Source organism: Mesorhizobium sp. B4-1-4 (assembly GCF_006439395.2).
GTDB lineage: Bacteria > Pseudomonadota > Alphaproteobacteria > Rhizobiales > Rhizobiaceae > Mesorhizobium.
Window position 1 is genome coordinate 2,600,752 of the sequence record NZ_CP083950.1, and the last position, 21,160, is coordinate 2,621,911.

The window sequence follows — 21,160 nt, forward strand, 5'->3', positions numbered from 1 at the left end:
GCGAAAAAGGCTGCGCCGGCCATGGGCATGCGGCAAGGCACGGGGAGGCAAAGGCTGGTGGTGGTTCTCGAACTCACCAACATCTCGAAGCATTTCGGCGCCATCCAGGCGGTCAATGACGTGTCGCTGTCGATCGAGCCCGGACAGGTCGTCGGCCTGATGGGCGACAACGGCGCCGGCAAGTCGACGCTGGTCAAGATGATCGCCGGCAATTTCCGGCCGAGTCATGGCGTCATGCGCATGGACGACAGGGAACTGATCCTGCACAAGCCGGCGGAAGCCCGCCAGCACGGCATTGAGATCGTCCACCAGGACCTCGCGCTGTGCAACAATCTGACGGCCGCCGCCAATGTGTATCTCGGCCGCGAGCTGCGGCGCGGCGTCGGTCCGTTCCGCATCCTCGACTATGCCGCCATGTACAAGCGCGCCGGCCAGCTCTTCGCCGAACTGAAGTCGGAGACGCGGCCGCGTGACCTGGTCAAGCAGATGTCGGGCGGCCAGCGCCAGGCAGTCGCGATCGCCCGCACCATGCTGTCCCAAGCCAAGATCGTGCTGATGGACGAGCCGACGGCGGCGATCTCGGTCAGGCAGGTCGCCGAAGTGCTGAACCTGATCCGCCATCTGCGCGATCAGGGCATTGCCGTTGTGCTGATCAGTCACCGCATGCCCGATGTCTTCGATGTCGCCGACCGTGTCATCGTCATGCGGCGCGGCCGCAAGGTCGCTGACAAGACGATCGCGTCCAGTTCGCCCGAGGAAGTCACCGGGCTGATCACCGGCGCCATCGAGCAGGTGGCATGATGGCGAAAAACCGCATTTCACCACGCCGGCACGCATCGGCGCTGGCAGGAAAGAACGATAATGGCAGTCACCCTTGACCAGACGATAGCGCAGAAGCAGCACACTTTCCTGTCGCGTCTGTTCTCCAGCCAGACCTTCTGGGTGGTCATTGCCGTTATCCTGGCCTGCGTCTTCCTGTCGTTCGCCACCGACGCCTTCGCCACCTCGAAGAACCTCTACAACATCACCCGCAACATCACCTTCGTCGCCATTGTCGCGCTCGGCATGACCTTTGTCATCATCACCGGCGGCATCGACCTGTCGGTCGGGTCCGTGCTGTGCCTGTGTTCGATGGTGCTGGCCGTGACCATGCACGCCGGCTATTCGATCGAGGTCGGCATCCTGGCCTCGATCGCCACCGCGCTCGCCATCGGTGCCTTCAATGGCCTCCTGATCGCCTATCTCGGCTTTCCACCCTTCGTGGTCACGCTCGGCATGCTGTCCATTGCCCGTAGCCTGGCCATGGTCGCCTCCAACAACACGGTCGTCTTCCAGTTCGGCCCGGACCACAACAAGCTCCTGGCGCTGGGCGGCGGCGCCTGGATGTTCGGCATCGCCAATCCGGTGCTCTATATGATCCTCCTGGCGCTGATCACCGGCTTCATCCTGCGCTGGACCAAGTTCGGCCGGCATATCTTCGCCATTGGCGGCAACGAGCATGCGGCGACGCTGACCGGCGTCCCGGTGAAGCAGATCAAGGTCGCCGTCTATATGATCTCGGCGCTGTCGGCCGGCATTGCCGGCATCATCCAGACCGGGTGGCTGGGCGCCGTCACCACCAATCTCGGCACCGGCATGGAACTGCAGGTGATCGCCGCCACCGTCATCGGCGGCGCCAACCTGGCCGGCGGCGTCGGCACAGCCTTCGGCGCCATTGTCGGCGCGGCGCTTATCGAGGTGATCCGCAACAGCCTTGGCCTGCTCGGCATCAATGCCTTCTGGCAAGGCACCTTCATCGGCGGCGCCATCCTGCTGGCGGTGCTGTTCGACCGCATCCGCAATTTCAGGCGCAGCGACTGAGAGCGCGTCGAAGCCTTATTCGTTCTGGTGCCTGTCGCTCAGTCTGGCCTGTCCTTCGACCTGCAGCTTTTCCCTGCTCAGATGAAGGACGGGCTGACATTGGTTGGGGAAAATCTCGAAACCAATTTCATCCTCATCCATGCCGGTATGCTGACCGGCATGGACAAGGAAACCACCGAGGCCTGGAAAGGCGGCCTGCGCACGTTGTCGGCGGCACCCAATCTCTACGCGAGGCTCTCAGGTCTTGGCACGTTCGTCCACCGCAAGGACCCCGCCTTGATCGCTTATATCGTCGACAACGCCATCGACATTCTGGGCTCGGACCATCTGATGTTCGGCTCGAACTTTCCGATCGAGAAGCTTTGGACCAGTCACGCCGAGCTGATCAAGGCGCACCGCGATGCGGTCGCGAAACATGGGCCGACGGCACAAGCTGATATCTTCTGGAACACGGCGGAGCGAGTTTACAAGCCTGTGTGAGCGCCGGACCTTGCCTTCTCCCGTGGGAGAAGGCAAAAGCCTGTGGCGATCCTTACTGCGTCGGCAGCATGCCTTCGACGTCGCCCGCCGCGTCGGCGAGCGCGTCCTTGGGCGACGCCGACTGGTCGACGATCCGCGACAAATTGTCGACGATCGTCTGTGTGACCTTCACACCGTTGGTGCCGGGGAAGGCGTACCACGGAACCATCAGCGGCATCTGGCTGAGCCCGGCCTGGAAGAGCGGGTTCTTCTTGTAGAAATCGCCGAGATAGTCGGAGGATTTCGCCGCAAGCTCGTTGTTGGGGACGTAGCCCGTGCCCGGCACGACGACCGAGGCGCCATAGGGACCGGCGGCGAATTTGGCGAACTTCCAGGCGGCGTCCTGCTTGGCCGTATCCTTGGTCAGGATGACCACGGCATTGCCGCCGGTCGGCAGACGGCCATTGACCGGATCGATCAGCGGAATCTTGGCGGTCCGCAACGTGAACTTGTCGCCGACATTCTTGATCGTGTTGACAAGGGCGCCGGTGGTCTGGAACTCGAAGCCGACCTTGCCGGCCGCGAAAGCCTGTTCGCCAGCCGGCTTGGTGAAGACCGGCATGCCGCCCTCCTTCACCATCCGCTCGAGGATCTCCACCGCCTTCTCGCCTTCCGGCCCGTTGAAGGCGACCTTGCTTCCGTCGTCGTTCAGCATCTTGCCGCCGGCGCCGAACAGCAGCGCCGAGAACATCCAGTCATCGCCCTGCCAGCGGAAATCGATGCCGTCGACGCCGTTGCCGAGCGCCTTGATCTTGCCGCCGAGCGCGATCACCTCGTCCCAGGTCTTTGGCGGATTGTCCGGATCGCCGCCGGCCGCCTTCACCAGGTCGGCATTGTAATACATGATCGGATTTGAGGTGGCGAAGGCGAGGCCAACCTGCTTGCCGTTGACCTGGGCCAGCTTCAGGATCGTGTCGGAGAAGCCGAGCTCCGCCATGTTGCCTTCCTTCTTGACCATCGGGCCGAGATCGACGGCGACGTTGCGCTCGTTGAGCATGCGCAGGCGGTTGAGGCCGATGAAGGTGATGTCGGGCATTTCGTCGGTGCCGGCCTGGCGAAGAATGGTCTGGATACCCTCCTCATAGGTCGCCGACGGGCTGGCGAACTGGATCTTGATGTCGGGATTTTCTTCCATGAACTTCTTCGAGATCGTGTCCATCACGTTCTTGAAGAAGCCTGGCATCGGATAGTGAACCGTCAGCGTCGTTTCGGCATAGGCCGGAAGGGCCGCCGCCAGCGACAGCGCCGTTGCGGCAAAGATCCTTGAGAAATGCTTCATTGCTCGTGCTCCTTGTTGGTCCGGTCAGCCTTTGAGACCGGTCATGGTGATCCCTTCGACGAACCGCTTCTGCGCGAGCAGGAAGGCGGCGACGAGAGGAAGGGTGATGATCAGCGTGGCGGCCATCAGCGCGCCATAGTCGTCGCCGGCCTCGGCGGCCCGGAAATACATCAGGCCGAGCGGCGGCGTGGCGTAGGCCTGCTTGCTGACGACGATCAGCGGCCAGTAGAGATCGTTCCAGTGCGCAACGACGGAAAAGATCGCGAATGCGGTGACGGCCGGCCATGCATTGGGCACGATGACGCGCGCGACGATGCCGAGCTCGGACATTCCGTCGAGCCGTGCCGCGTGTAGCAGGTCGTCGGGCATGGCGCGGAAGGACTGCAGGAACATGAAGATCGCGAACACCGATATGGTGAACGGCGCCACCAGCGCGGTGTAGCTGTTGAGCAGGGACAGTCTGTCGAAGGCGACATAAAGCGGCAGCGCCGTCGCATGGATCGGCACCAGCAGGCCGAGCATGACCAGCACCATCATCAGCCGCGCGGCCCGGAACTTCAGCTTGGCCATGGCGTAGGCACAAGGAATCGCGACCGCGACCTGGAAGAAGAAGATCAGGCCGCACACCACCACGCCGTTCCACAAAAGCGTTGCCATGGGCACCTTGTTGAGCGCCTTGGCGAAATTCTCGGCGAAGTAGAAATGCTGGGGGATGAGCGACAGCGACGACGTGAAGATGTCGCTCTGCGTCTTGCCCGCCGTCGAGATCATGAAGATGTAGGGCGCGAGGATCATCAGCGCGCCAAGCGAAAGCAGCGCGAAGCGGATGATGCGGCCTGCGGGGATGGGGGTGCTTGTCATGTGTAGTGCACCCGCCGATCGAGCACGCGGTATTGCAGAAGCATCAGCACGACCAGGATCGCCAGGAAGACGACGGTCATCGCCGAGGCGTAGCCGACGCGCAGATAGACGAACCCTTCCTGATAGATGGTGAAGAGCAGCACTTCGGAGGCCTTGTTGGGGCCGCCATCGGTCAGCATCTTCACCGTTTCGAAAACCTTCACCGCATTGGTGATGCTGATGGTGACGACGAACAGCGTCGTCGGTCCGAGCATCGGCCAAGTGACCAGGAAGAACCGGTCGAGCGCCGATCTCGCGCCGTCGACGTGAGCAGCGGCGTAGAGCTCGCGCGGGATCGCCGTCAGGCCGGCCAGGAACAGCACCATGTTGAAACCGACCGACTGCCAGATTCCGATGATCGACAGGCTGTAGAGGACAGTATTCGACGCGCCGAGCCAGTTCGGGCCGGGAATGCCGGCCAGCGAAAGCAGCGCGTTGAGCGGCCCGATCGTCGGGTGGAAGATATATTGCCAGACAGTCGCCATGGCGACGATCAGCGAGGCGACGGGCAGGAAGTAAACGGTGCGGAAGAAGCCGCGCGCGCGCCCCTCGCCTTCGATCAGCAGGGCGACGCCCAGGCCAAGCACGATCGAGACCGGCGCGACGATCGCCGTATAGACCGATGTGTTCCACAGCGATCGACGAAAGGTGCGGTCGCCCAGCAGATGTGCGTAATTCTCGAAGCCGACCAGGCGAAACTTGCCATAGCCGAGCTCGAAATCGGTGAAGCCGAGGAAGATGACGGCGGCCACGGGCAAGAGCACGAACAACAGCAACAGCACGATGGCCGGCAATGCCAGCAGCCAGGCGGTCCGGTCTTCGCTGCGCTGCCGAAGCGCGGCGGCACTCGGGACCCTGCCCGGCACCGCAACGCTAGACATAGGCCGGCTCCTGCCGCGCGCCCGTCGTGCCGGCGATGCGCAGACGCCTTCCCTCCGGCCCAAAGACCATGGCCTGTTCGATGGGCACAAGGACGCCCACCGGCATTCCCGCGATCAGTTCCCTCGCCTCGTGCGGCACGAGCTTGGCGATGACGGTCTCGCCGGAGGCGTCGAGCCGGCAATGGGCAATGACTTCCGACCCGAGGAATTCGAGACGCTCGATCCGCCCGGCAATGCCGCTCCGCCCGTTCGGTGACAGCTTCACGAACTCAGGCCGAATGCCGAGGCTGACCGGACCGGTCGCCACCTTCTCCAGCAGGGCCAGCCGGATGCCCTCGAAGCCGACGCGGCCGCTTTCGGCCTGCGCCTGGACGATGTTGATCCTCGGCTGGCCGACGAAACGCGCGACCTCGATATGGGCGGGATCGTTGTATATCACATCGGGCGCGGCCAGCTGCAGCAGATTGCCGCCGATCATCACCGCCACACGGTCGGCCATCGAAAGTGCCTCGGCCTGGTCGTGCGTCACATAGAGCGTCGGCACGCCGGCGCGGCGGTGCAGTTCGACGATCTCGCCGCGCGCATGGACGCGCAGATTCGCGTCGAGGTTGGAAAGCGGCTCGTCCATCAGGAAGATGCTGGGCTGCCGCACCATGGCGCGCGCCAGCGCCACGCGCTGCCGCTGGCCACCCGACATCTGCCCCGGCTTGCGGTCGAGCAGATGATCGATCTTCAAGACAGTCGCCATTTCGCGCACGTCGCGTGAAATACCGGCGCGAATATCTTTCTGGCCGGGCAGCAATGAGCCGATCACCGGCAAGCGCTGCGCCCCGCTCAGCCGCTTCATGGCCAAGGGAACCGCGATGTTCTGGCCGGCGGTGAGATGCGGATAGAGCGCGTAGGACTGGAACACCATGGCGATGTTGCGGTCGGCCGCGGCGACCGGCGACATGTCCTTGCCGCCGACGACGATTTCGCCGCTGTCGGCATGGTCGAGCCCTGCCAGGATACGCAGCAAGGTGCTCTTGCCGCACCCCGAAGGACCGACGAGAGCAATGAACTCGCCGGGTTCCACATCGAGGCTGATTCCATTCAGGATGGCGTTGCCGCCAAACGACTTCTTCAGGCCGCGAAGCGAGAGCGCGCTCATGACGCGACCCGCTTTCGAACCTTGTGCGCCTCGTGCGGATAGACCTCCTCGACCACATCGTCGAGGACGTGAATGGTCATGCCTGGAATAGCGACGATCTCGCTGGAGACCGTGTCGCCGAAATCATGCATGACAGCGCCGAGCAGCCGCTCGCCCGGCATATCGCGTTCCATGTCGCCGACGACGAAGGCCGCCGATGGGCCCCACACCAGCGACGTGTTATCGTATTTGCCTTGCCACGCCCGGTGCAGGTGACCGCTTGCAAACAGCGCGACATCGTGAGCGGCGATCAGATCGTAGAGGCGTTGGCGGTGTGCCGGGCGGACGCTCCAGTAGCCGGTATCGCCCTCACCCGGTTCGTCGATAAAGAGCGGCTTGTGGGCGAAGAGCGCGACGCGCCGGCCGCCGCGGCTTTCCAGCATGGTCCGCAGCCATTCGAACTGCGCCTCTTCCTCGGCGTCGTCGAAACCCATCAGCAGGCTGTCGATCCCGACGAGCCGCCAGCTTCCGGCGTCCTCCATCCAGTAGTCGGGGCCGACCAGCCGGCGCCAGCGATCGAGCCGCCCGGCATTGACCGGCTGCAGCGATCCGGGCAGATGGCCAACATCGTGATTGCCGGGCACGATCAGCATCGGCTTCGAGATTTCCTGCATCAGATCCATGCAGAAGGCGATGTCATCGTCCCTGTCGGCGCCGTCGACACTGAGGTCGCCGGTGTGGATGACAAGGTCGGCGCCGCTCTGCTCGATCCAGGCCGCCAGCGGCTGCCAATTGCCATTGAAGTGTGGCTTCGTCGGGCTGAAATGGGTGTCGGTGATCTGAACGATTTTCATGACGGCTCCACTGCGGGGCCGACGCTGGAGAACCCCAGGCGACCACTTCGCGTGAGGCTTCCATAGTGCCGTTACATGTCACTTCCTTAACAGCATGGGGACAAAAGTTCCCGCCGTGCATATCGGCCGGCTGGCGGCGTGATGCTGATCCCTTCTCCCTTTGTGGGAGATGGGAAGCCTCATCTCACTTCACTTCGAATTGCGGATCGACCGGAATCTGCATCCCGTAACCAGATGATTGGTCTGGGCGGCCAGCCGATGATCGAACCAGCTCGCCATGCCGCGCCTCGGTCATGCCCATGGCCCGCGCCGCCGCCGTGTGCGAGTAGACACAGTACGTGTGCGAGCGGACACAGTAGGAGCAATCATTCGCCGTCGACACCGGATCATTGGCCAGCCCGCGCCAGAAATTGTTGACGAGATCGGGATGCGCGAAAGCATCGCATCAAGGCAAACGATCGGTGCGGAATTCACCTACGCGTCGACTGGAAAATTCGATTTCAATTCCTCGCCGCGTGACCGGAAACCTCGGCACCTGCCCCTTGCGGCAGCACGAGGAAACGCAGCGCCGCCACCAGCCCGATGGCGCCGATCGCGAGGAAGGCGATTCGAAAATCGACGAGGTCGAGTGCCGGCCCATCCCTGGCGATCTGGGACAGGTTGAGGGTCGCCGCCGCCACCGCCACGCCGAACAGCATCGCCACCTGCTGCAGCATCGACGACAGCGTCGCCGCCGAACTGCGCTGCGCCGCGGCGATATCGGCAAAGGCCAGCGTGTTGAGCGCGGTGAACTGCATCGAACGCGACAGACCGGCGATCAGCATCAGCACGACAACCAGGGCCTGCGGTGTCTGCGGCGAGATCGCCGCGCAGGCCATGATCGAGGCCGAGGCGGTGATGCCGTTGACGACCATCACCGAGCGAAAACCGAAACGCCGCAGCGTCGGCGTCGTCACCGTCTTCATGCCAAGATTGCCGAGAAAATAGGCCAGGATCATCATGCCGGCATCTACGGGCGAGAGGCCGAAGCCGACCTGGAACAAAAGCGGCAGCAGGAACGGCGTCGCGTTGATCGCCACCCGGAAGATGGTGCCGGCGGCCAGCGTCGAGATGGCGAAGGTCTGCACCTTGAACGAGGACAGGTCGAGCAATGGGTGCGGGGCGCGCCGGAGATGCCGCACCGCCAGCCAGCCGACGACGATCCCCGCCGCGATCAGCAGCACCGTCGGCAGCATGCCATCCTCGGGATGCGCGAAGCGCTCGAGGCCATAGAGCAGGCAGGCGAGCCCGAGCGAGGTCAGGAAAAAACCCGGCCAATCGAGCGGCTTGGGATCGGCCTCACGGTCGCCGGGGACGAAGCGGGCGACAAGCCCCAGCCCGATCAGCCCAAGCGGGATGTTGATGAAGAAATTCCAGTGCCAGGACAGATAGGTGGTGATGAAGCCGCCAAGCACAGGCCCGACCACGGGCGCGAACAGCGCCGGCCAGGTGATCAGCGCGGTGGCGTTGAGCAGTTCGGATTTCGACGCATTGCGCAAGACAAGAATGCGCCCGACCGGCGTCATCAGCGCGCTGCCCAGGCCCTGCACGGCGCGTGCGGCGACGAATTCTGTCAGGTCCCGGGAGAAGCCGCAGGCAAGCGAGGCCAGCGTGAACAGCGCGATCGCGACGAGGAAAATGTTGCGCGCGCCGAACCGGTCGGCGAGCCAGCCCGATAGCGGCACGAACACCGCCATGGTCAGCATGTAGACGGTGATGCCGATGCTCATCGCCACTGCCGGCACGCCGAAGGAGGCGCCCATCTGCGGCAGCGACGTCGAGATGATCGTCGAATCCAGCAGTTGCATGAAGAAGGCGATGGCAACGATCAGCGCCACGCGCCGCGCGTTTGTTGCTGCTGTCGTCGTGGGTTGAGGTGGGGCTTCGTCTTGGGAAAGAGCAGTCATGACGACCCGGTTTGAACAGCATCCGGCTGGCTCAGTCCATAGGTTATCCAACAAACTTTCGTATCGCCTGTTTGCCTGTTATGGAGGGAGTGGGGGCTCCCGAGGAACAGTGCGCGCATGAAGCCCATCTATATCGACTATCTCAATGCCTTCGACATCGACGCCCTTGCCATGACCGATGCGGAAATCATCGGCGCGGTCGAGGCCGGGCTCGTGGCGCAGGGCAAGGGCCAGACGGTGATCGAGCCGCGCGTCCACCTGGAGCCCGACCCGTCCTTCCACGGCCATTTCAACGTGCTGCGCGGCTATGTGGCGCCGCTCGATGCGGCGGGCGTGAAGATTGTCGGCGATTATGTCGACAACTATCTGCACGGACTGCCGTCCGAGTTCGGCATCCTCAATCTGTTGGATCCGCGCACCGGCACGCCGCGCGCCATTCTCGACGCCACCGTCATCACCGACATGCGCACCGGCGCGGTCACCGCCATCGGCGCCAAGCATCTGGCGCGCAGGAATTCCAAGGTGCTGGCCCATATCGGCGCGCGCGGCACTGCCTATTGGAACGTGCGGCTGCTCGACCATCTCTGCGACTTCGACGAGATCCGCGTCCATTCGCGCCGCCCGGAAAGCCGCGACGGCTTTGCCGCCAAACTGTCGGCCGATCTCGGCAAGACGGTAACGGCGGTGGCCGACTGGGAAGGCTGCGTCAAGGGAGCGGACATCGTCGTCGAGGCCTCGCGTCTGCCGGAGCCGCAGCCGCTACTCAAGACCGAATGGATCAAGCCCGGCGCGCTTGTGGTACCCTATGGCACGATGAGCGCGGTGGAACTGTCGCTGACCGACATCATGCAGAAGATGGTCGTCGACGATTGGGGCCAGTGCAAGGGCGGCAAGTTCGGCTCGCTGCGGGCCCATGTCGAGACCGGGCGGCTCAGCGAAAAGACGCTGCATGCCGAGCTTGGCCAGATCGCCGCCGGTCTAAAGCCGGGTCGCGAAAGCGACGACGAAACAATCCTGTTCTGGCATCGCGGCCTGTCGCTCTCCGACATTGCGCTCGGAAAGGCGATGCTGTCCAAGGCGCAAGCCCAAGGCATCGGCCAGAGGCTGCGCTTCGCATGAGCGCGCTGGTCCTCACCGGAGCCCGCATCGGCACAGGCGATGTCGCCGCGGTCGCCCGTGAAGCGCGCAAGGTGGAAATCGGACCCGATGTCATCGGCAGGTTGGAAGAGGCGCGAAAAGTGCTCGATCATGCCGCCGCCTCTGGCCAGCATATCTATGGCCTGAACACCGGACTTGGCGCCAATCTCGGCACGACGGTCGAAGGCGACGCCAGCGCTTTCCAGCGCCAATTGCTGGAAGGGCGCAGCGGAGCGGTCGGCGAAACGCTGCCGACCGAGACTGTCCGCGCCACCATGGTCGCGCGCGCATCGATGCTTTCGGCCGGTGGCTCCGGCCTTTCGCCTGCCGTGTTCGTCGCTTTGGTCGACGCCCTCAATGCCGGTGTCCATCCGGTGATGCCGTCGCTCGGTTCCATCGGCGCCGGCGACCTCGTGCTGATGACCGCGCTCGCCCGCCTGCTGATCGGTGAAGGCGAGGCCGATTATCAGGGACGACGAATGCCGGCGGCAAAGGCGCTGATGATGGCCCGCCTTGCCCCGATCCGCCTAGCGCCCAAGGACGGGCTGTCGCTCGTCAACGCCTCGGCGGTCTCCGCCGGCAGCGGCGCGCTCGTGGTGACGGATACGCTGTCGGCCCTTGTCCAGCAGCAGCAGGCCGGCGCGCTGACCATGGAAGGCATCGGCGCCAACCGCACCATCCTTGATCCGCGCCTGCACATGGCACGCCCGGCGGCCGGCCAGCAGGAAGCCGCCAAGGCGCTGCATGATCTTCTCGCCCGCGACGAGGCACCGGCGCCGACAACCCTGCAGGACCCGCTCTCGATCCGCTGCATGCCATCGATCCACGGTGCGCTGATCGACGCAATCGCCCAGGCAAAGCGGGCCGTCGAGATCGAGCTCAATGCCGCGGCCGACAACCCGCTGGTGCTCGGCGACGACGGCGTGGTGATGTCGACAGGCAATTTCCACACGGCTGCCCTGTCGCTCGCCTTCGAGACGCTCAGTCTGGCGATCGCGCAATGCGCCGCGGCGAGTGCGGCCCGCTTCATCCAGCTCACCGGTTCCGGTCGTAACGGCCTGCCAAAATATCTCTCCCCGGTCGGCGGCGCGTCGGCTGGTTTCGTGCCGCTGCAAAAGACGGTGACCTCGATCCTGGCCGCCATCCGCCACAAGGCCAATCCGGTGATGCTCGATTTCCTGCCCATCTCGGAAGGCGTCGAGGACCACGCGACCCAGTCGCCGCTCGCCGTTGCGAAATGCGCCGGGATGATCATGCTGTGGCGGCGGTTGATCGCCTTCGAACTGATGGCCGCCGCCCAGGCCGTCGACCTGCGTGAAGGGCTGGTGCTGGCACCACGTATATCGGCCGTCCACGCGGGGATCCGTGCGCTCGTCCCGGTGCTGAAGGAGGACAGGCCGCTCGGCATCGACGCCGAAGCGCTCCATGCCGCGCTTGCCAGCGGGAATTGGACCTTACATCAGGCTGACCTTGTCCAGGAACAGGCGTAGCTCGGCCGGATCCATGTGCACGATGTGCCTGTCCTCGGGATAGGCGCCGCTGTTGACGTCGGCGACATATTCGGAGAATGCGGCGACCCGCTCCGCTTGCAGCCGGTCACACTCGGCGGCGAAGTTGCGATAGACTTTGGAATGGCGGGGCATGTGACCACGGTTCTGGCCAAGAATATCCTCGGCGAACAGATATTGCGCGTCGCAGCCCGTGCCCGCCCCCATCGACAGCATGATGAGCGGAGTACGCTCCGAGATCGCCTTCGCCACCTCGACCGGCACCACTTCGATCTCGGCGCCGATGGCGCCGGCCGCCTCCAGTTGCTTCACCGCCTCGAAAACCTGCATGGCGGCGTCGGCGGTCTTGCCGACGGCCTTGAAGCCACCGGTCCAGGTCGCGCGCGATGGAATGAGGCCGACATGGCCGATAACGGGGATAGCATCGTCGGCCATCCGCTTGATGGTGGCGTAGCCGGCGCTGCAATAGACCGCGTCGGCGCCGGCCTTGTAGAGGCGGAAGGCCCAGCGGACGAAATCATCCGCCGTGCCGATCTCGAAGAAATTCTCGCCCGGCATGGTGAACAGGCTGGGGGCTGCATCGCGGTATTGCGGGTTGAGCACCAGTTCGGGCGGCACCGAGACGATGTCGACCCCTGCCCGTTCGGCGGCCTCGGCCTCGTCCAGGGTCAGAACACGCAGCATGGTCAGTTGGCGCTTACCCTTCATCGCGCGCAGATCGGCGACGGTCGGTCTCTTTCGGCTCATCGAACTTTGTTCCTTCATTGTGTTGGGGATGCCATGTCGGCCGATCAGTCGATCTCGATCATCACCTTACCGGCCTCGACCTTGACCGGATAGGTCTTGAGATTGACGCAGACCGGCGCGCCCTTGGCCTGGCCGGTCTTGTAGTTGAAACGGCCATTGTGTTTCGGGCATTCGATGATGTCGTCCATCACCAGCCCGTCGGCCAGATGCGCCTTCTCATGCGTGCAATAGCCGTCGGTGGCGAAGAACTCGTCATCCGGCGAACGGTAGACCGCGAAGGTGCGGCCGCCATGATCGAAGCGAATGACATCCTCTTCCTCGACGTCGTCCACCGCGCACGCTTCAACCCAATTGGCCATCTCGGGCTCCTCACGACATTGGCGATCGCTACTCGGCCGCCGCCGACATATCGGCCCCATGGAACTCGCCGCGATAGGGTCTGGCCGTCGGCGGCAGTTCACGCTTGAGGTAATAGTCCTCGTATCTCAGCTGCCTGAGCAGCACCGGCCAGACCTCGCGATAGGCATGCCACATCGACGGGTTCGGCTCCGGCAAATCGTGCTTGATCAGTTCGTGCAGCCTTGGCAGCGCGTGATAGGGCACCATCGGGAACATGTGGTGTTCGACATGGTAGTTCATGTTCCAGTAGATGAACCGGCTGATCGGGTTCATGTAGACGGTGCGGGTGTTGAGCCGGTGATCGACGACATTGTCGGCAAGGCCGATATGCTGCAGCAGGCCGGTCGTCACCATATGCCAGGTGCCGTAGAGGCGCGGCACACCGATCAGCACCAGCGGCACCCATGATCTAAGCCCGATCGCGAGAGCGATCGTCGCGACATAGATGGCGACATGCCAGCGGGCCGCGACCACGGCCTTGGGCTGTTCCATCTCCGGGATGTAGCTCTTCTCGTCGTCAGACAGCGTGCCGAAAGCCTGGCGCACAAGCGTCGGCAGCGAATAGCGGAAGTCGAGAATGCCGGTGAAGGCCAGCGCCGCCTTCAACAGGTCCGGCGGACGCATGACGGCAATCTCGGCATCGCGGCCGACGATGATGGTGTCGGTGTGGTGGCGGGCATGGCTCCAGCGCCATTGCACGGGATTGCGCATCAGCATGAAGGAGGCGATGTGGTAAACCACGTCGTTCATCCAGCGCGTGCGGAACGCCGTGCCGTGGCCGCATTCATGCCAGCGCGAGTCGCTGGACGAGCCGTAGAGCACGCCGTAGACGAACAGGAACGGCACCACCCACCCCGAGCCCCAGAACCAGACGATCCCGGCGGCCGAGCCCAGGATCGCCGCGAGCCAGATCGCCGTGTCGCGGATCGCCGGGCCGTCGCAGCGCCGCATCAACTCCTTCATCGCCTTGCGCGGCACGTCGGTGTGATACCACTCGGCCGAGGCCAGGCCGGTCTCGATCGCGATCCGTGTGCTTTCGCCGACCAGGCTGTAGTCGCGCTTCGCCATCGTCTTCTCCCGCTGGCCTCAAAGGCCGTTGGCGCGGAATTTCCCGTCCAGAAATGTCTTGGCGCGCGGCACGTCGTCCTCGGTCAGATGCTCGATGATGACAGGGATGTTCGGGTGCTTCTCGCTGAGCCGTCTGAGATAGAGATCGTAGTTGAGCGAGCCGAGACCAGGAGCGGGCAGTTCGATCTCGCCGACGCCACGGAATGTCAGCCCCTCATGGGCGTTCTCGTCGCCGATGTCCGCATGCTTTTCCGACTTGTCGCCGCCCGAGCGCTTGACGTCCTTGGCGTGCGCGATCCTGATCTTTTCGGCCAGCGTGTCGAACACCTGGTTCAGCACCTGGTCCATGCGATCGATGTTGTGGGCCTCGAAATAATTGGTCGGGTCCATCAACAGGCCGAGCCCGGGGTGATCGACCTGCGCGAACATTTTCACCGTCTCCTCGACCGAGCCGACGACATTGTTGACATAGGTTTCGAGCAGGAACACCGCGCCGTGGTCATAGGCCGTCCGGGCAAGGTCGGAGATCACCTTGCGGCATTCCTCGAAACCCTCTTCGGTCTTGTTCCTGGGATGATGCACCCAGTCGGATTCGGTGTTGTAGGTGCCGGTTTCGGAGATCACATAGGGCGAGCCGAAATCGCGCGCGTTGCGGATGATCTCCTTGAGATAGCCGACGCGCCTTTCGCGCTCGGCTTTGTCGGGATGGATGATGTTGGTGTAGCCTGAAATGCAGCAGACCGGCAGATTGTGGTCGCGGAATGTATCGCGGACCTTTTTTGCCTTATCCCTGGTGATCTGTCCCGCCGACAGGTCGATATCCCTGAAATGCAGGTCGAGCTGCACGGTGTTGAAACCGAGCCCGCGGATGCGCCTGGCGGCCTCATCCAGCTCGTAAGGAAAATAGCCTGTAAAGATACCTGCCTGCATCATGGGGTGAAGTCCTCCCGGTAAGCGATTCAGTGGCCATACTAATCCGTGGCCGGATGTTCAGTCGGTCGAGATTTCGGAGAGCCTGACGGTGCGGCCTTTTGCCATCGAGCGATAGCCGGCTTCGACCAGCGCCATGGTCTTGACGTTGTCGGCGACCGACAGCGCCGGCGGCGTGCCGGTCTTTACGGCATATTGAAGCTGCTCCATCACGCCGATGAAGGCGTGCGGGAACCACATCGTGTCCCAGCTCGGACTGACCCATTCTCCGCCGGTCGTCTCGGTCGAGGCATAGGTCAAGGTCGATGCCACGCCTGTCGGCCAGCCGATCGTGCCCTTGGCGACACCCTTGGTGCCGTCGACGCGCCAGTTGATGTGCTGATCGTCTCGATAGCCCTGCTGACGGGGCCCGGACCACACATCCTCCAGCGACACAGCGAGCACGCCGGAAGGGAACCGCAAGGTCGACACCGTGATGCCATCGGAATGCTCGAACGTCGTGCGCGGATCCTTGCGCGTTAACGTGGTGATCTCCAGGGGATCACCGAACAGGAAGCGCAGCACGTCGAGATGATGCACGCTCATATTGGCAAGTGTGAGCCGGTCGTAATCGGCGAGGAAGGCTTGCCAGTGCGGGATCGCGTGCATGTCGATCTGCGCGAAGACGATGTCGCCGAGCGCGCCACTGTGGATGATCTGCTTCAGCACGCGCATCGACTGGTCGTAGCGCATGTTCTGGTTGACCGAGAGGATCTTGCCTGAAATCGCCGCCTCGTCGCGCAGCTTGACGGCTTCCTCGACTGACAGCGCCAACGGCTTCTGCGCCAGGATCGCCTTGATGTGCTTCTGCTTGAGCGCGTGGCGGATCAACGCCGGCTGCTGGTCGGGAGGAAAGGCAAGGTCGACGATCTCGACATTGTTGTCTTCGATCAGCTGCTCCGGCGTGTCATGCACGGTCGGGATGTCCCAGCGTGTGGCGACCTTCTCGGCGCTGGCCTTCGTCCGCGACGCGATCGCCACCACTGGAAATTCGGCCTGGGCGTAAGCGCCCAGGTGGCACTCGGCCATGATCATACCGGCGCCGACGCAGCCGATCCGGTATTCCCTGGCGCGCACCTTGACGTCCGGCTCGAAACCCATGCTCGCCATCCAATCCTCCCCGAGAAACTGGATATAACGCCATGGCCCCGGCATCGGCCAAGGCCTGCACCATCATTTCCCATCAGCACAATGGAGGTGAGAGCCGCGAAGGTTCAAATGCAAAAAGGACGGCTCAGTTGGGCGCGGCGTCGAAGAGTGATGTTCTATCTTATTGAACCTCAGCGACCGCGGCATCGACAAAGCTGACGACCGCCCCGCCATCCTCGCCAGCACCGATCGCAATGCGCCCGCCGGAGGCGATGCCCGCAATGTCGCAAACCACGAGCGGCATACTGATCCCGTAAAGAAACTCGGCGACGATGGCGCCGACGGCGAGGATCGGGTCCGGCCTCTCCAGAAGGATACCTGCGGGCGCCGTGCCCCGGCGGATCGCCTCGGCCAGGACAGAGGACGAGGAAGACGACCCACGCCCGCTCGGCATGACGAGGATCTTGCCGGCGACGTTCTGGCCGAGGCCGGGGTGCGAATGATCTGTTATGTCGCCGGTTTCGGCATCTATGCCACCCCAGAAGCTGAGCGGCTGCGAAAACACCAAGCTGTGTCCCTCTGCTGCGCCGATCAGTTGGAAGCTGCCTGCTCGTTCGATCAGCTTGCTCATGACGTACCTCGCACGACATGCCCGACAGCGGCGGAACGGATGCAATCCCTCATCTCGGCGAAAGCGACAGTCACGCCGATATTGCCCGGCGCGTAATGTGCCCATTTGCCGGAATTAGTCATAACCACGCCGTCGAGCCGTTCGAGGATCGCGGTGACATAGGTGCAGGTGTCGGCGACGGGGATCAGGCCGAACGCCTCCATGCCGTCAAGCGCGCCCTCCTCCTGCAGCCGCGTCAGCGTCGCCCGCCCGGTGCTGACATAGATCGGAATGCCCTTGCCAGGCGCGACCTCGCGCAGCATGGGCAACAGGCGCATCCATTCTTCGTGGGAAAAGTGCGGCGTGCCCAGCGACACGGCCGAGAGCGGCGCACCGTCGGCCACTCCAGACAGCCTGGCCAACGCATGATCGACGTCGGCACGGCTGATACGGATAGTCTCCTCGGGCGCCATGCCCTGGAATGCGTCATCAAGCGTTTCCGCTTCCGGCGTGATGCCGACCGCATGAAACAGCGCCACGGCGCCGGTCGTTGCGGCCGCGGCACCCAGCGCCTTCAACTGGTCCTCGTCGCGCGGTTGCGGCAGGCCAGTGACAACCGGGACACGATCGCCGCTTGCTTGCCCGATGATCAGCCCGACGCCGACAAACAGGCTGTCGCTCGGTTCCGGATCGGCAACCGCCAGTTCGAACAGGATGCGCCCGCGCCGGTTTTCGCTGAGATGCAAGCCCCAGGCCGGCGCGCGTCCGGTCATGGCGCAGCACAGATCGATGAAGTCGCCATAGCGGTTGGTACGCGCGCCGATGACCGAATTGGCGAAGACGATGGCGTTGGATTCGCCCCAGGCTATCTGCTGCCCGAATTCGGGCCGGAACCGCGTCTGGTAGGGCGCGCAGGTGAAGGTCGCCTGGCAGCCAAGCTCCAGATGCGCCTTCATCAGCCGTCGCGCTGGCACTTCCTCCGCTGCCGCCATCTTCACCATGCCTGGATGGATGAGGTCGAACGAGCCGACATTGAGCGTCGTCGGTACCAGCACGCGGCCGCCGCCCTCGACCAGCCGTTCGACGAAATCGAGCCCTGCCTTGCCGTGATAGAGACAGCCATCGATATGGGCGCCGGTGATGTCGAGCAGGCTGCCTGCTCCGACGGCTTTGGAGAAGGCGACGAGGGTTTTCATGGCGGCTGCGGCCGATGGACCTTGCTCGCCGTCGAGCATGGATTGATCTCCGACAGTCAATTCCAAAGTCATCGGTACTCCAGAAGCTTACTCGACAGTATGGCGGGACAGCGCCCCCCTCTGCCCTACCGGACATCTCCCCCACGAGGGGGGAGATTGGCAGCTTCGGCCTTATTGCACTTTTTGCAACGTGGAATTCCGCGAAACCGGCGATAACAGCCGATCTCCCCCCTCGTGGGGGAGATGTCCGGCAGGACAGAGGGGGGCGCGAAGGAACGCCAGCGGCCCATCTATCGACAGCGACCTAATCCCCCGCGATCAGCACCGTGCTCTCCGGCGACCAGCGCAGCACCACGTCCTGCCCTTCCGCCAGCCGGTCCACGCCGGTGTTCTGCACGATGACCTTCAGCGTCTGGCCGGCACGCTCGACGAAATAGGTGCTGTTGTTGCCGGCAAAGATGCGCTTCGACACCTGTCCCCTGAGCATATTGGCATTGGCGGCATCCATGGCCTCGGCATCGGTGTCGATGCGGATGCGCTCGGGCCGCACCGCACAACTTGCCTTGGCGCCGGCTGGCAACCGGTTACCCGCGCCGGCCGCGATGGCCGTACCGTCCGGCAGGCGGATACCGTTGCCGGTCGCGTCGCCGCGAAAGATGTTGGCGTCGCCGAGGAAGGTGGCGGCGAATTCGCTCTTTGGCCGGTCGTAGATTTCCTCCGGCGGTCCTTCCTGCACCAGCCGGCCGTCGCGCAGAATGCCGATGCGGTCGCTCATCGTCAGCGCTTCTTCCTGGTCGTGGGTGACGAAGATGGTGGTGATGCCGATCTCGCGCTGGATGCGCTTCAACTCGATCTGCATGTCGACGCGCAGCGCCTTGTCGAGCGCGCCGAGCGGCTCGTCGAGCAAAAGCACGCGCGGCTTGGTGACGATCGCGCGCGCCAGCGCCACGCGCTGGCGCTGGCCGCCGGAGAGCTGGTGCGGGCGCCGGGCGCCAAGCTTGCCGAGTTGCACGAGGTCGAGCGCGCGCTGCACTTCCGTGGCGATCACAGCCTTCGCCGCGCCGCGCACCGACAGGCCGAAGGCGATATTGTCGGCGACACTCATATTGGGAAACAGCGCATAATTCTGGAACACCATGCCGATGCGCCGCTTTTCCACCGGCACCCGCTCGACGCTCTCACCGCCGATGGAAATACGGCCCGAGTCGGGAAAGTCGAAACCGGCGATCTGGCGCAGCAGCGTGGTCTTGCCGCTGCCGGACGGGCCAAGCAGGGCATAGAAGCCGCCATCGGCGAAATCGATGGAGACATCGTCCAGCGCCTTGTGCGCGCCAAAGCTGCGCGAGACGTTCGATACCTGCACGCCGGCCATTATTTCTCTCCGCCGAATTTGAAGAAGCGCGCCGTAAGCAGCATCAGCGCCATCGACACGACGATGATGATCGTCGAGACCGCATTGATCTCGGGCGTGAAACCCTTGCGGATCGCGGCATAGATTTCGACCGGCAGCGTCGTCTGTCCGGGCGTCGACAGGAAGTAGGAGACGACGAACTGGTCGAACGAAACGGCGAACGCGAACAGCCCGCCGGCGATGACGCCCGGCATGATCCAGGGCAGCGTGACGCGCATCGTCACCTGCCACTGATTGGCGCCAAGCGAGCGCGCCGCCTCTTCCAGCTCCGGCGCGAAGGTCTGCAGCCGGGCCGAGACGACGACGATGACATAGGGCAGCGCCAGCGCGACATGGCCGAGCAGGATGGCGAACAGGCCGCGCCCGATGCCGACGCCGAAGAAGAAGATCAGCATCGCCGTGCCGGTGATCAGCCACGGAATGGCGATCGGTGGAAACAGCAGCGCCTGCAGCAATTTCTTGCCGCGAAACTCGTAACGAAAGAGCGCCAGCGACGCGGCCGTGCCAAGAACCACACAGATGACTGTCGTGATGACGGCGATCTCGATGCTGTTCCAGGTCGCCGCGATCAGTTGGTCGTTCTGCCAGAGCGAGGCGTACCACTCGGTCGTCCACTCGAACGGCAGCTGATAGAAGGGCGAGACGTTGAACGACATCAACGCCATGATGATGATGGGCAGATAGAGGAAGGCCAGCAGCAGCAAGATATAGAGCCGGCCGAGCCATTCGAGGATACGTGTCGTCGCCATCACGTCGCCCTCCGCAGCACCGGCGACGCGATCGCCAGGATGACCAGCACGACGGCCAGCAGGATGAAGGACAGCGCCGCCCCAAGCGGCCAGTTGAACACGGCGACGAACTGGTCCTCGATGATGGTGCCGTAGAAAGTGCCAGTGCGTCCGCCGAGGATGCGCGGCTCCATGAAGGAGCCGACGACCGGCACGAAGATGAGCGCGGCGCCCGCCACAAGACCGGGCATCGACAGCGGGATGATCACCCGCTTCAGCACCTGAAGACGCGAGGCGCCGAGCGAGCGCCCGGCCTCGATCAGCGAGTCGTCGATGGCTTGCAGCGTGAGATAACAGGTCAGCACCATATAGGGCACATAGGAGTGCACCAGTCCGATGATGACCGCCGGATAGGAATACATGAGGTCGATGTTGATCTTGAACGGCAGCACGGCATTGAGCGCAGTGTCGAGGATGCCGCCCTCGCGCAAAACCATCGCCCAGGAGAAGATGCGCACCAGCCCGTTCGACCAGAACGGCAGGATGACAAGCAGGAAGATCGCCTCGCGGCTTCTGCCCTTCAGTACCTTGGCCAGCACGTAGGCCGCCGGATAGCCGATGACGATGCACCACAGCGTCACTTCAAGGCCGAGGCGCAGCGAGGCCAGGAGCAATGTCAGATAAAGGCTCTGCGAGAAGAATGCGGCATAGTTGCCAAGCGTGAAGGCCCATGGCTTTCCCGACAAAGGCAAGTCGGTCATGAAGGAGAAAAAGACCATGGCGGAAAGAGGCAGGAAGATCGCCACCGTCAGCCAGAGATAGGCCGGCGCCAGCAATGGCAGCGCCGATCTCAGCCCGCCGCGTGACGCAACTGCCCCCTGCACTGCCATGATAACCCTCCTCCCCAGGATTGAAGGACCAGCCGGCGCG

The 21,160-nt window shown here is 63.7% G+C and carries 20 protein-coding genes and 2 pseudogenes; 5 read left to right on the forward strand and 17 right to left on the reverse strand.

Features of this window, described 5'->3' with window-relative positions; all coding sequences use genetic code 11:
• Window positions 1-57 precede the first annotated feature (57 nt).
• The 3 genes and pseudogenes from FJW03_RS12565 to FJW03_RS12575 all read left to right on the forward strand — a co-directional run.
• Window positions 58-801: an ATP-binding cassette domain-containing protein gene (locus FJW03_RS12565; protein WP_140766438.1), complete on the forward strand. Its 744-nt coding sequence runs from the start codon at window positions 58-60 to the stop codon at window positions 799-801.
• Window positions 802-861: 60 nt separating this feature from the next.
• Window positions 862-1,860: an ABC transporter permease gene (locus FJW03_RS12570; protein ID WP_140609012.1), complete on the forward strand. Its 999-nt coding sequence runs from the start codon at window positions 862-864 to the stop codon at window positions 1,858-1,860.
• Between the two features lie 45 nt (window positions 1,861-1,905).
• Window positions 1,906-2,340: pseudogene (locus tag FJW03_RS12575) on the forward strand (amidohydrolase family protein); the annotation flags it as partial.
• 52 nt (window positions 2,341-2,392) lie between these two features.
• Here FJW03_RS12575 and FJW03_RS12580 read toward each other — a convergent pair.
• The 7 genes and pseudogenes from FJW03_RS12580 to FJW03_RS12610 all read right to left on the reverse strand — a co-directional run bounded on the left by FJW03_RS12580 (window position 2,393) and on the right by FJW03_RS12610 (window position 9,368).
• Window positions 2,393-3,658, reverse strand: a complete 1,266-nt coding sequence (locus FJW03_RS12580; protein WP_140609014.1) for an ABC transporter substrate-binding protein — start codon at window positions 3,656-3,658, stop codon at window positions 2,393-2,395.
• 24 nt (window positions 3,659-3,682) lie between these two features.
• Window positions 3,683-4,519 (reverse strand): carbohydrate ABC transporter permease, encoded by an 837-nt coding sequence (locus FJW03_RS12585; RefSeq protein WP_140766421.1) that lies wholly within the window; start codon window positions 4,517-4,519, stop codon window positions 3,683-3,685.
• A complete protein-coding gene (locus tag FJW03_RS12590; RefSeq protein WP_140766422.1) occupies window positions 4,516-5,439 on the reverse strand; it encodes a carbohydrate ABC transporter permease in 924 nt (307 codons plus the stop codon). Before FJW03_RS12590 ends, FJW03_RS12585 begins: the two co-directional genes overlap by 4 nt.
• A complete protein-coding gene (locus FJW03_RS12595) occupies window positions 5,432-6,589 on the reverse strand; it encodes an ABC transporter ATP-binding protein (protein ID WP_140766423.1) in 1,158 nt (385 codons plus the stop codon). Before FJW03_RS12595 ends, FJW03_RS12590 begins: the two co-directional genes overlap by 8 nt.
• Window positions 6,586-7,422 (reverse strand): metallophosphoesterase family protein, encoded by an 837-nt coding sequence (locus FJW03_RS12600; protein ID WP_140766424.1) that lies wholly within the window; start codon window positions 7,420-7,422, stop codon window positions 6,586-6,588. The genes FJW03_RS12595 and FJW03_RS12600 overlap by 4 nt, the downstream gene beginning before the upstream one ends.
• Before the next feature lie 184 nt (window positions 7,423-7,606).
• A pseudogene (locus FJW03_RS12605) lies at window positions 7,607-7,846 on the reverse strand (carboxymuconolactone decarboxylase family protein); the annotation flags it as partial.
• A gap of 76 nt (window positions 7,847-7,922) precedes the next feature.
• Window positions 7,923-9,368 (reverse strand): DHA2 family efflux MFS transporter permease subunit, encoded by a 1,446-nt coding sequence (locus tag FJW03_RS12610; protein ID WP_140766425.1) that lies wholly within the window; start codon window positions 9,366-9,368, stop codon window positions 7,923-7,925.
• A gap of 117 nt (window positions 9,369-9,485) precedes the next feature.
• On the opposite strand from FJW03_RS12610, the gene FJW03_RS12615 reads away from it, so the two are divergent.
• Both FJW03_RS12615 and FJW03_RS12620 read left to right on the forward strand, forming a co-directional pair.
• Window positions 9,486-10,487 carry an ornithine cyclodeaminase family protein gene (locus FJW03_RS12615; RefSeq protein WP_140695114.1) on the forward strand — a complete coding sequence of 334 codons (1,002 nt, stop codon included), beginning with the start codon at window positions 9,486-9,488 and terminating at the stop codon, window positions 10,485-10,487.
• The gene (locus FJW03_RS12620) at window positions 10,484-11,995 is read left to right on the forward strand and encodes an HAL/PAL/TAL family ammonia-lyase (protein ID WP_140766426.1); all 1,512 of its coding nucleotides are present in this window, start codon (window positions 10,484-10,486) and stop codon (window positions 11,993-11,995) included. The genes FJW03_RS12615 and FJW03_RS12620 overlap by 4 nt, the downstream gene beginning before the upstream one ends.
• On the opposite strand, the gene FJW03_RS12625 is transcribed toward FJW03_RS12620, so the two are convergent.
• The 10 genes from FJW03_RS12625 to FJW03_RS12670 form a co-directional block, all read right to left on the reverse strand.
• A complete protein-coding gene (locus FJW03_RS12625) occupies window positions 11,960-12,760 on the reverse strand; it encodes a 3-methyl-2-oxobutanoate hydroxymethyltransferase (RefSeq protein WP_140609029.1) in 801 nt (266 codons plus the stop codon). The two genes, FJW03_RS12620 and FJW03_RS12625, sit on opposite strands and share 36 nt — an antisense overlap.
• 44 nt (window positions 12,761-12,804) lie before the next feature.
• Entirely contained in the window at window positions 12,805-13,119 is a 315-nt protein-coding gene (locus tag FJW03_RS12630) for a MocE family 2Fe-2S type ferredoxin (RefSeq protein ID WP_140695105.1), read from the reverse strand.
• A gap of 28 nt (window positions 13,120-13,147) precedes the next feature.
• Entirely contained in the window at window positions 13,148-14,227 is a 1,080-nt protein-coding gene (locus FJW03_RS12635) for a fatty acid desaturase family protein (RefSeq protein WP_140766427.1), read from the reverse strand.
• 18 nt (window positions 14,228-14,245) lie between these two features.
• Window positions 14,246-15,160, reverse strand: a complete 915-nt coding sequence (locus FJW03_RS12640) for a sugar phosphate isomerase/epimerase family protein (protein ID WP_140609035.1) — start codon at window positions 15,158-15,160, stop codon at window positions 14,246-14,248.
• 57 nt (window positions 15,161-15,217) lie between these two features.
• Window positions 15,218-16,306: a Gfo/Idh/MocA family protein gene (locus FJW03_RS12645; protein WP_140609037.1), complete on the reverse strand. Its 1,089-nt coding sequence runs from the start codon at window positions 16,304-16,306 to the stop codon at window positions 15,218-15,220.
• Between the two features lie 160 nt (window positions 16,307-16,466).
• Window positions 16,467-16,916, reverse strand: a complete 450-nt coding sequence (locus tag FJW03_RS12650; RefSeq protein WP_140609039.1) for an aconitase X swivel domain-containing protein — start codon at window positions 16,914-16,916, stop codon at window positions 16,467-16,469.
• Window positions 16,913-18,163, reverse strand: coding sequence for an aconitase X (locus tag FJW03_RS12655; RefSeq protein WP_140609041.1), 1,251 nt, complete (start codon window positions 18,161-18,163; stop codon window positions 16,913-16,915). Before FJW03_RS12655 ends, FJW03_RS12650 begins: the two co-directional genes overlap by 4 nt.
• A 232-nt stretch (window positions 18,164-18,395) precedes the next feature.
• On the reverse strand, window positions 18,396-19,463 hold the full coding sequence (locus FJW03_RS12660) for an ABC transporter ATP-binding protein (RefSeq protein WP_140766428.1): 1,068 nt from the start codon (window positions 19,461-19,463) through the stop codon (window positions 18,396-18,398).
• Entirely contained in the window at window positions 19,463-20,251 is a 789-nt protein-coding gene (locus FJW03_RS12665; protein ID WP_140766429.1) for an ABC transporter permease, read from the reverse strand. Before FJW03_RS12665 ends, FJW03_RS12660 begins: the two co-directional genes overlap by 1 nt.
• Entirely contained in the window at window positions 20,251-21,120 is an 870-nt protein-coding gene (locus FJW03_RS12670; RefSeq protein ID WP_181173327.1) for an ABC transporter permease, read from the reverse strand. Before FJW03_RS12670 ends, FJW03_RS12665 begins: the two co-directional genes overlap by 1 nt.
• Window positions 21,121-21,160 lie beyond the last annotated feature (40 nt).

What these genes read in the sequence shown, in the direction of transcription:
- FJW03_RS12630 (WP_140695105.1), bottom strand. Translation starts at nt 13,119, where the DNA reads ATGGCCAATTGGGTTGAAGCGTGCGCGGTGGACGACGTCGAGGAAGAG.
- FJW03_RS12590 (WP_140766422.1), bottom strand. Translation starts at nt 5,439, where the DNA reads ATGTCTAGCGTTGCGGTGCCGGGCAGGGTCCCGAGTGCCGCCGCGCTT.
- FJW03_RS12640 (WP_140609035.1), bottom strand. Translation starts at nt 15,160, where the DNA reads ATGATGCAGGCAGGTATCTTTACAGGCTATTTTCCTTACGAGCTGGAT.
- FJW03_RS12635 (WP_140766427.1), bottom strand. Translation starts at nt 14,227, where the DNA reads ATGGCGAAGCGCGACTACAGCCTGGTCGGCGAAAGCACACGGATCGCG.
- FJW03_RS12610 (WP_140766425.1), bottom strand. Translation starts at nt 9,368, where the DNA reads ATGACTGCTCTTTCCCAAGACGAAGCCCCACCTCAACCCACGACGACA.
- FJW03_RS12580 (WP_140609014.1), bottom strand. Translation starts at nt 3,658, where the DNA reads ATGAAGCATTTCTCAAGGATCTTTGCCGCAACGGCGCTGTCGCTGGCG.
- FJW03_RS12645 (WP_140609037.1), bottom strand. Translation starts at nt 16,306, where the DNA reads ATGGCGAGCATGGGTTTCGAGCCGGACGTCAAGGTGCGCGCCAGGGAA.
- FJW03_RS12625 (WP_140609029.1), bottom strand. Translation starts at nt 12,760, where the DNA reads ATGAGCCGAAAGAGACCGACCGTCGCCGATCTGCGCGCGATGAAGGGT.
- FJW03_RS12620 (WP_140766426.1), top strand. Translation starts at nt 10,484, where the DNA reads ATGAGCGCGCTGGTCCTCACCGGAGCCCGCATCGGCACAGGCGATGTC.
- FJW03_RS12600 (WP_140766424.1), bottom strand. Translation starts at nt 7,422, where the DNA reads ATGAAAATCGTTCAGATCACCGACACCCATTTCAGCCCGACGAAGCCA.
- FJW03_RS12660 (WP_140766428.1), bottom strand. Translation starts at nt 19,463, where the DNA reads ATGGCCGGCGTGCAGGTATCGAACGTCTCGCGCAGCTTTGGCGCGCAC.
- FJW03_RS12570 (WP_140609012.1), top strand. Translation starts at nt 862, where the DNA reads ATGGCAGTCACCCTTGACCAGACGATAGCGCAGAAGCAGCACACTTTC.
- FJW03_RS12670 (WP_181173327.1), bottom strand. Translation starts at nt 21,120, where the DNA reads ATGGCAGTGCAGGGGGCAGTTGCGTCACGCGGCGGGCTGAGATCGGCG.
- FJW03_RS12615 (WP_140695114.1), top strand. Translation starts at nt 9,486, where the DNA reads ATGAAGCCCATCTATATCGACTATCTCAATGCCTTCGACATCGACGCC.
- FJW03_RS12650 (WP_140609039.1), bottom strand. Translation starts at nt 16,916, where the DNA reads ATGAGCAAGCTGATCGAACGAGCAGGCAGCTTCCAACTGATCGGCGCA.
- FJW03_RS12585 (WP_140766421.1), bottom strand. Translation starts at nt 4,519, where the DNA reads ATGACAAGCACCCCCATCCCCGCAGGCCGCATCATCCGCTTCGCGCTG.
- FJW03_RS12665 (WP_140766429.1), bottom strand. Translation starts at nt 20,251, where the DNA reads ATGGCGACGACACGTATCCTCGAATGGCTCGGCCGGCTCTATATCTTG.
- FJW03_RS12655 (WP_140609041.1), bottom strand. Translation starts at nt 18,163, where the DNA reads ATGACTTTGGAATTGACTGTCGGAGATCAATCCATGCTCGACGGCGAG.
- FJW03_RS12595 (WP_140766423.1), bottom strand. Translation starts at nt 6,589, where the DNA reads ATGAGCGCGCTCTCGCTTCGCGGCCTGAAGAAGTCGTTTGGCGGCAAC.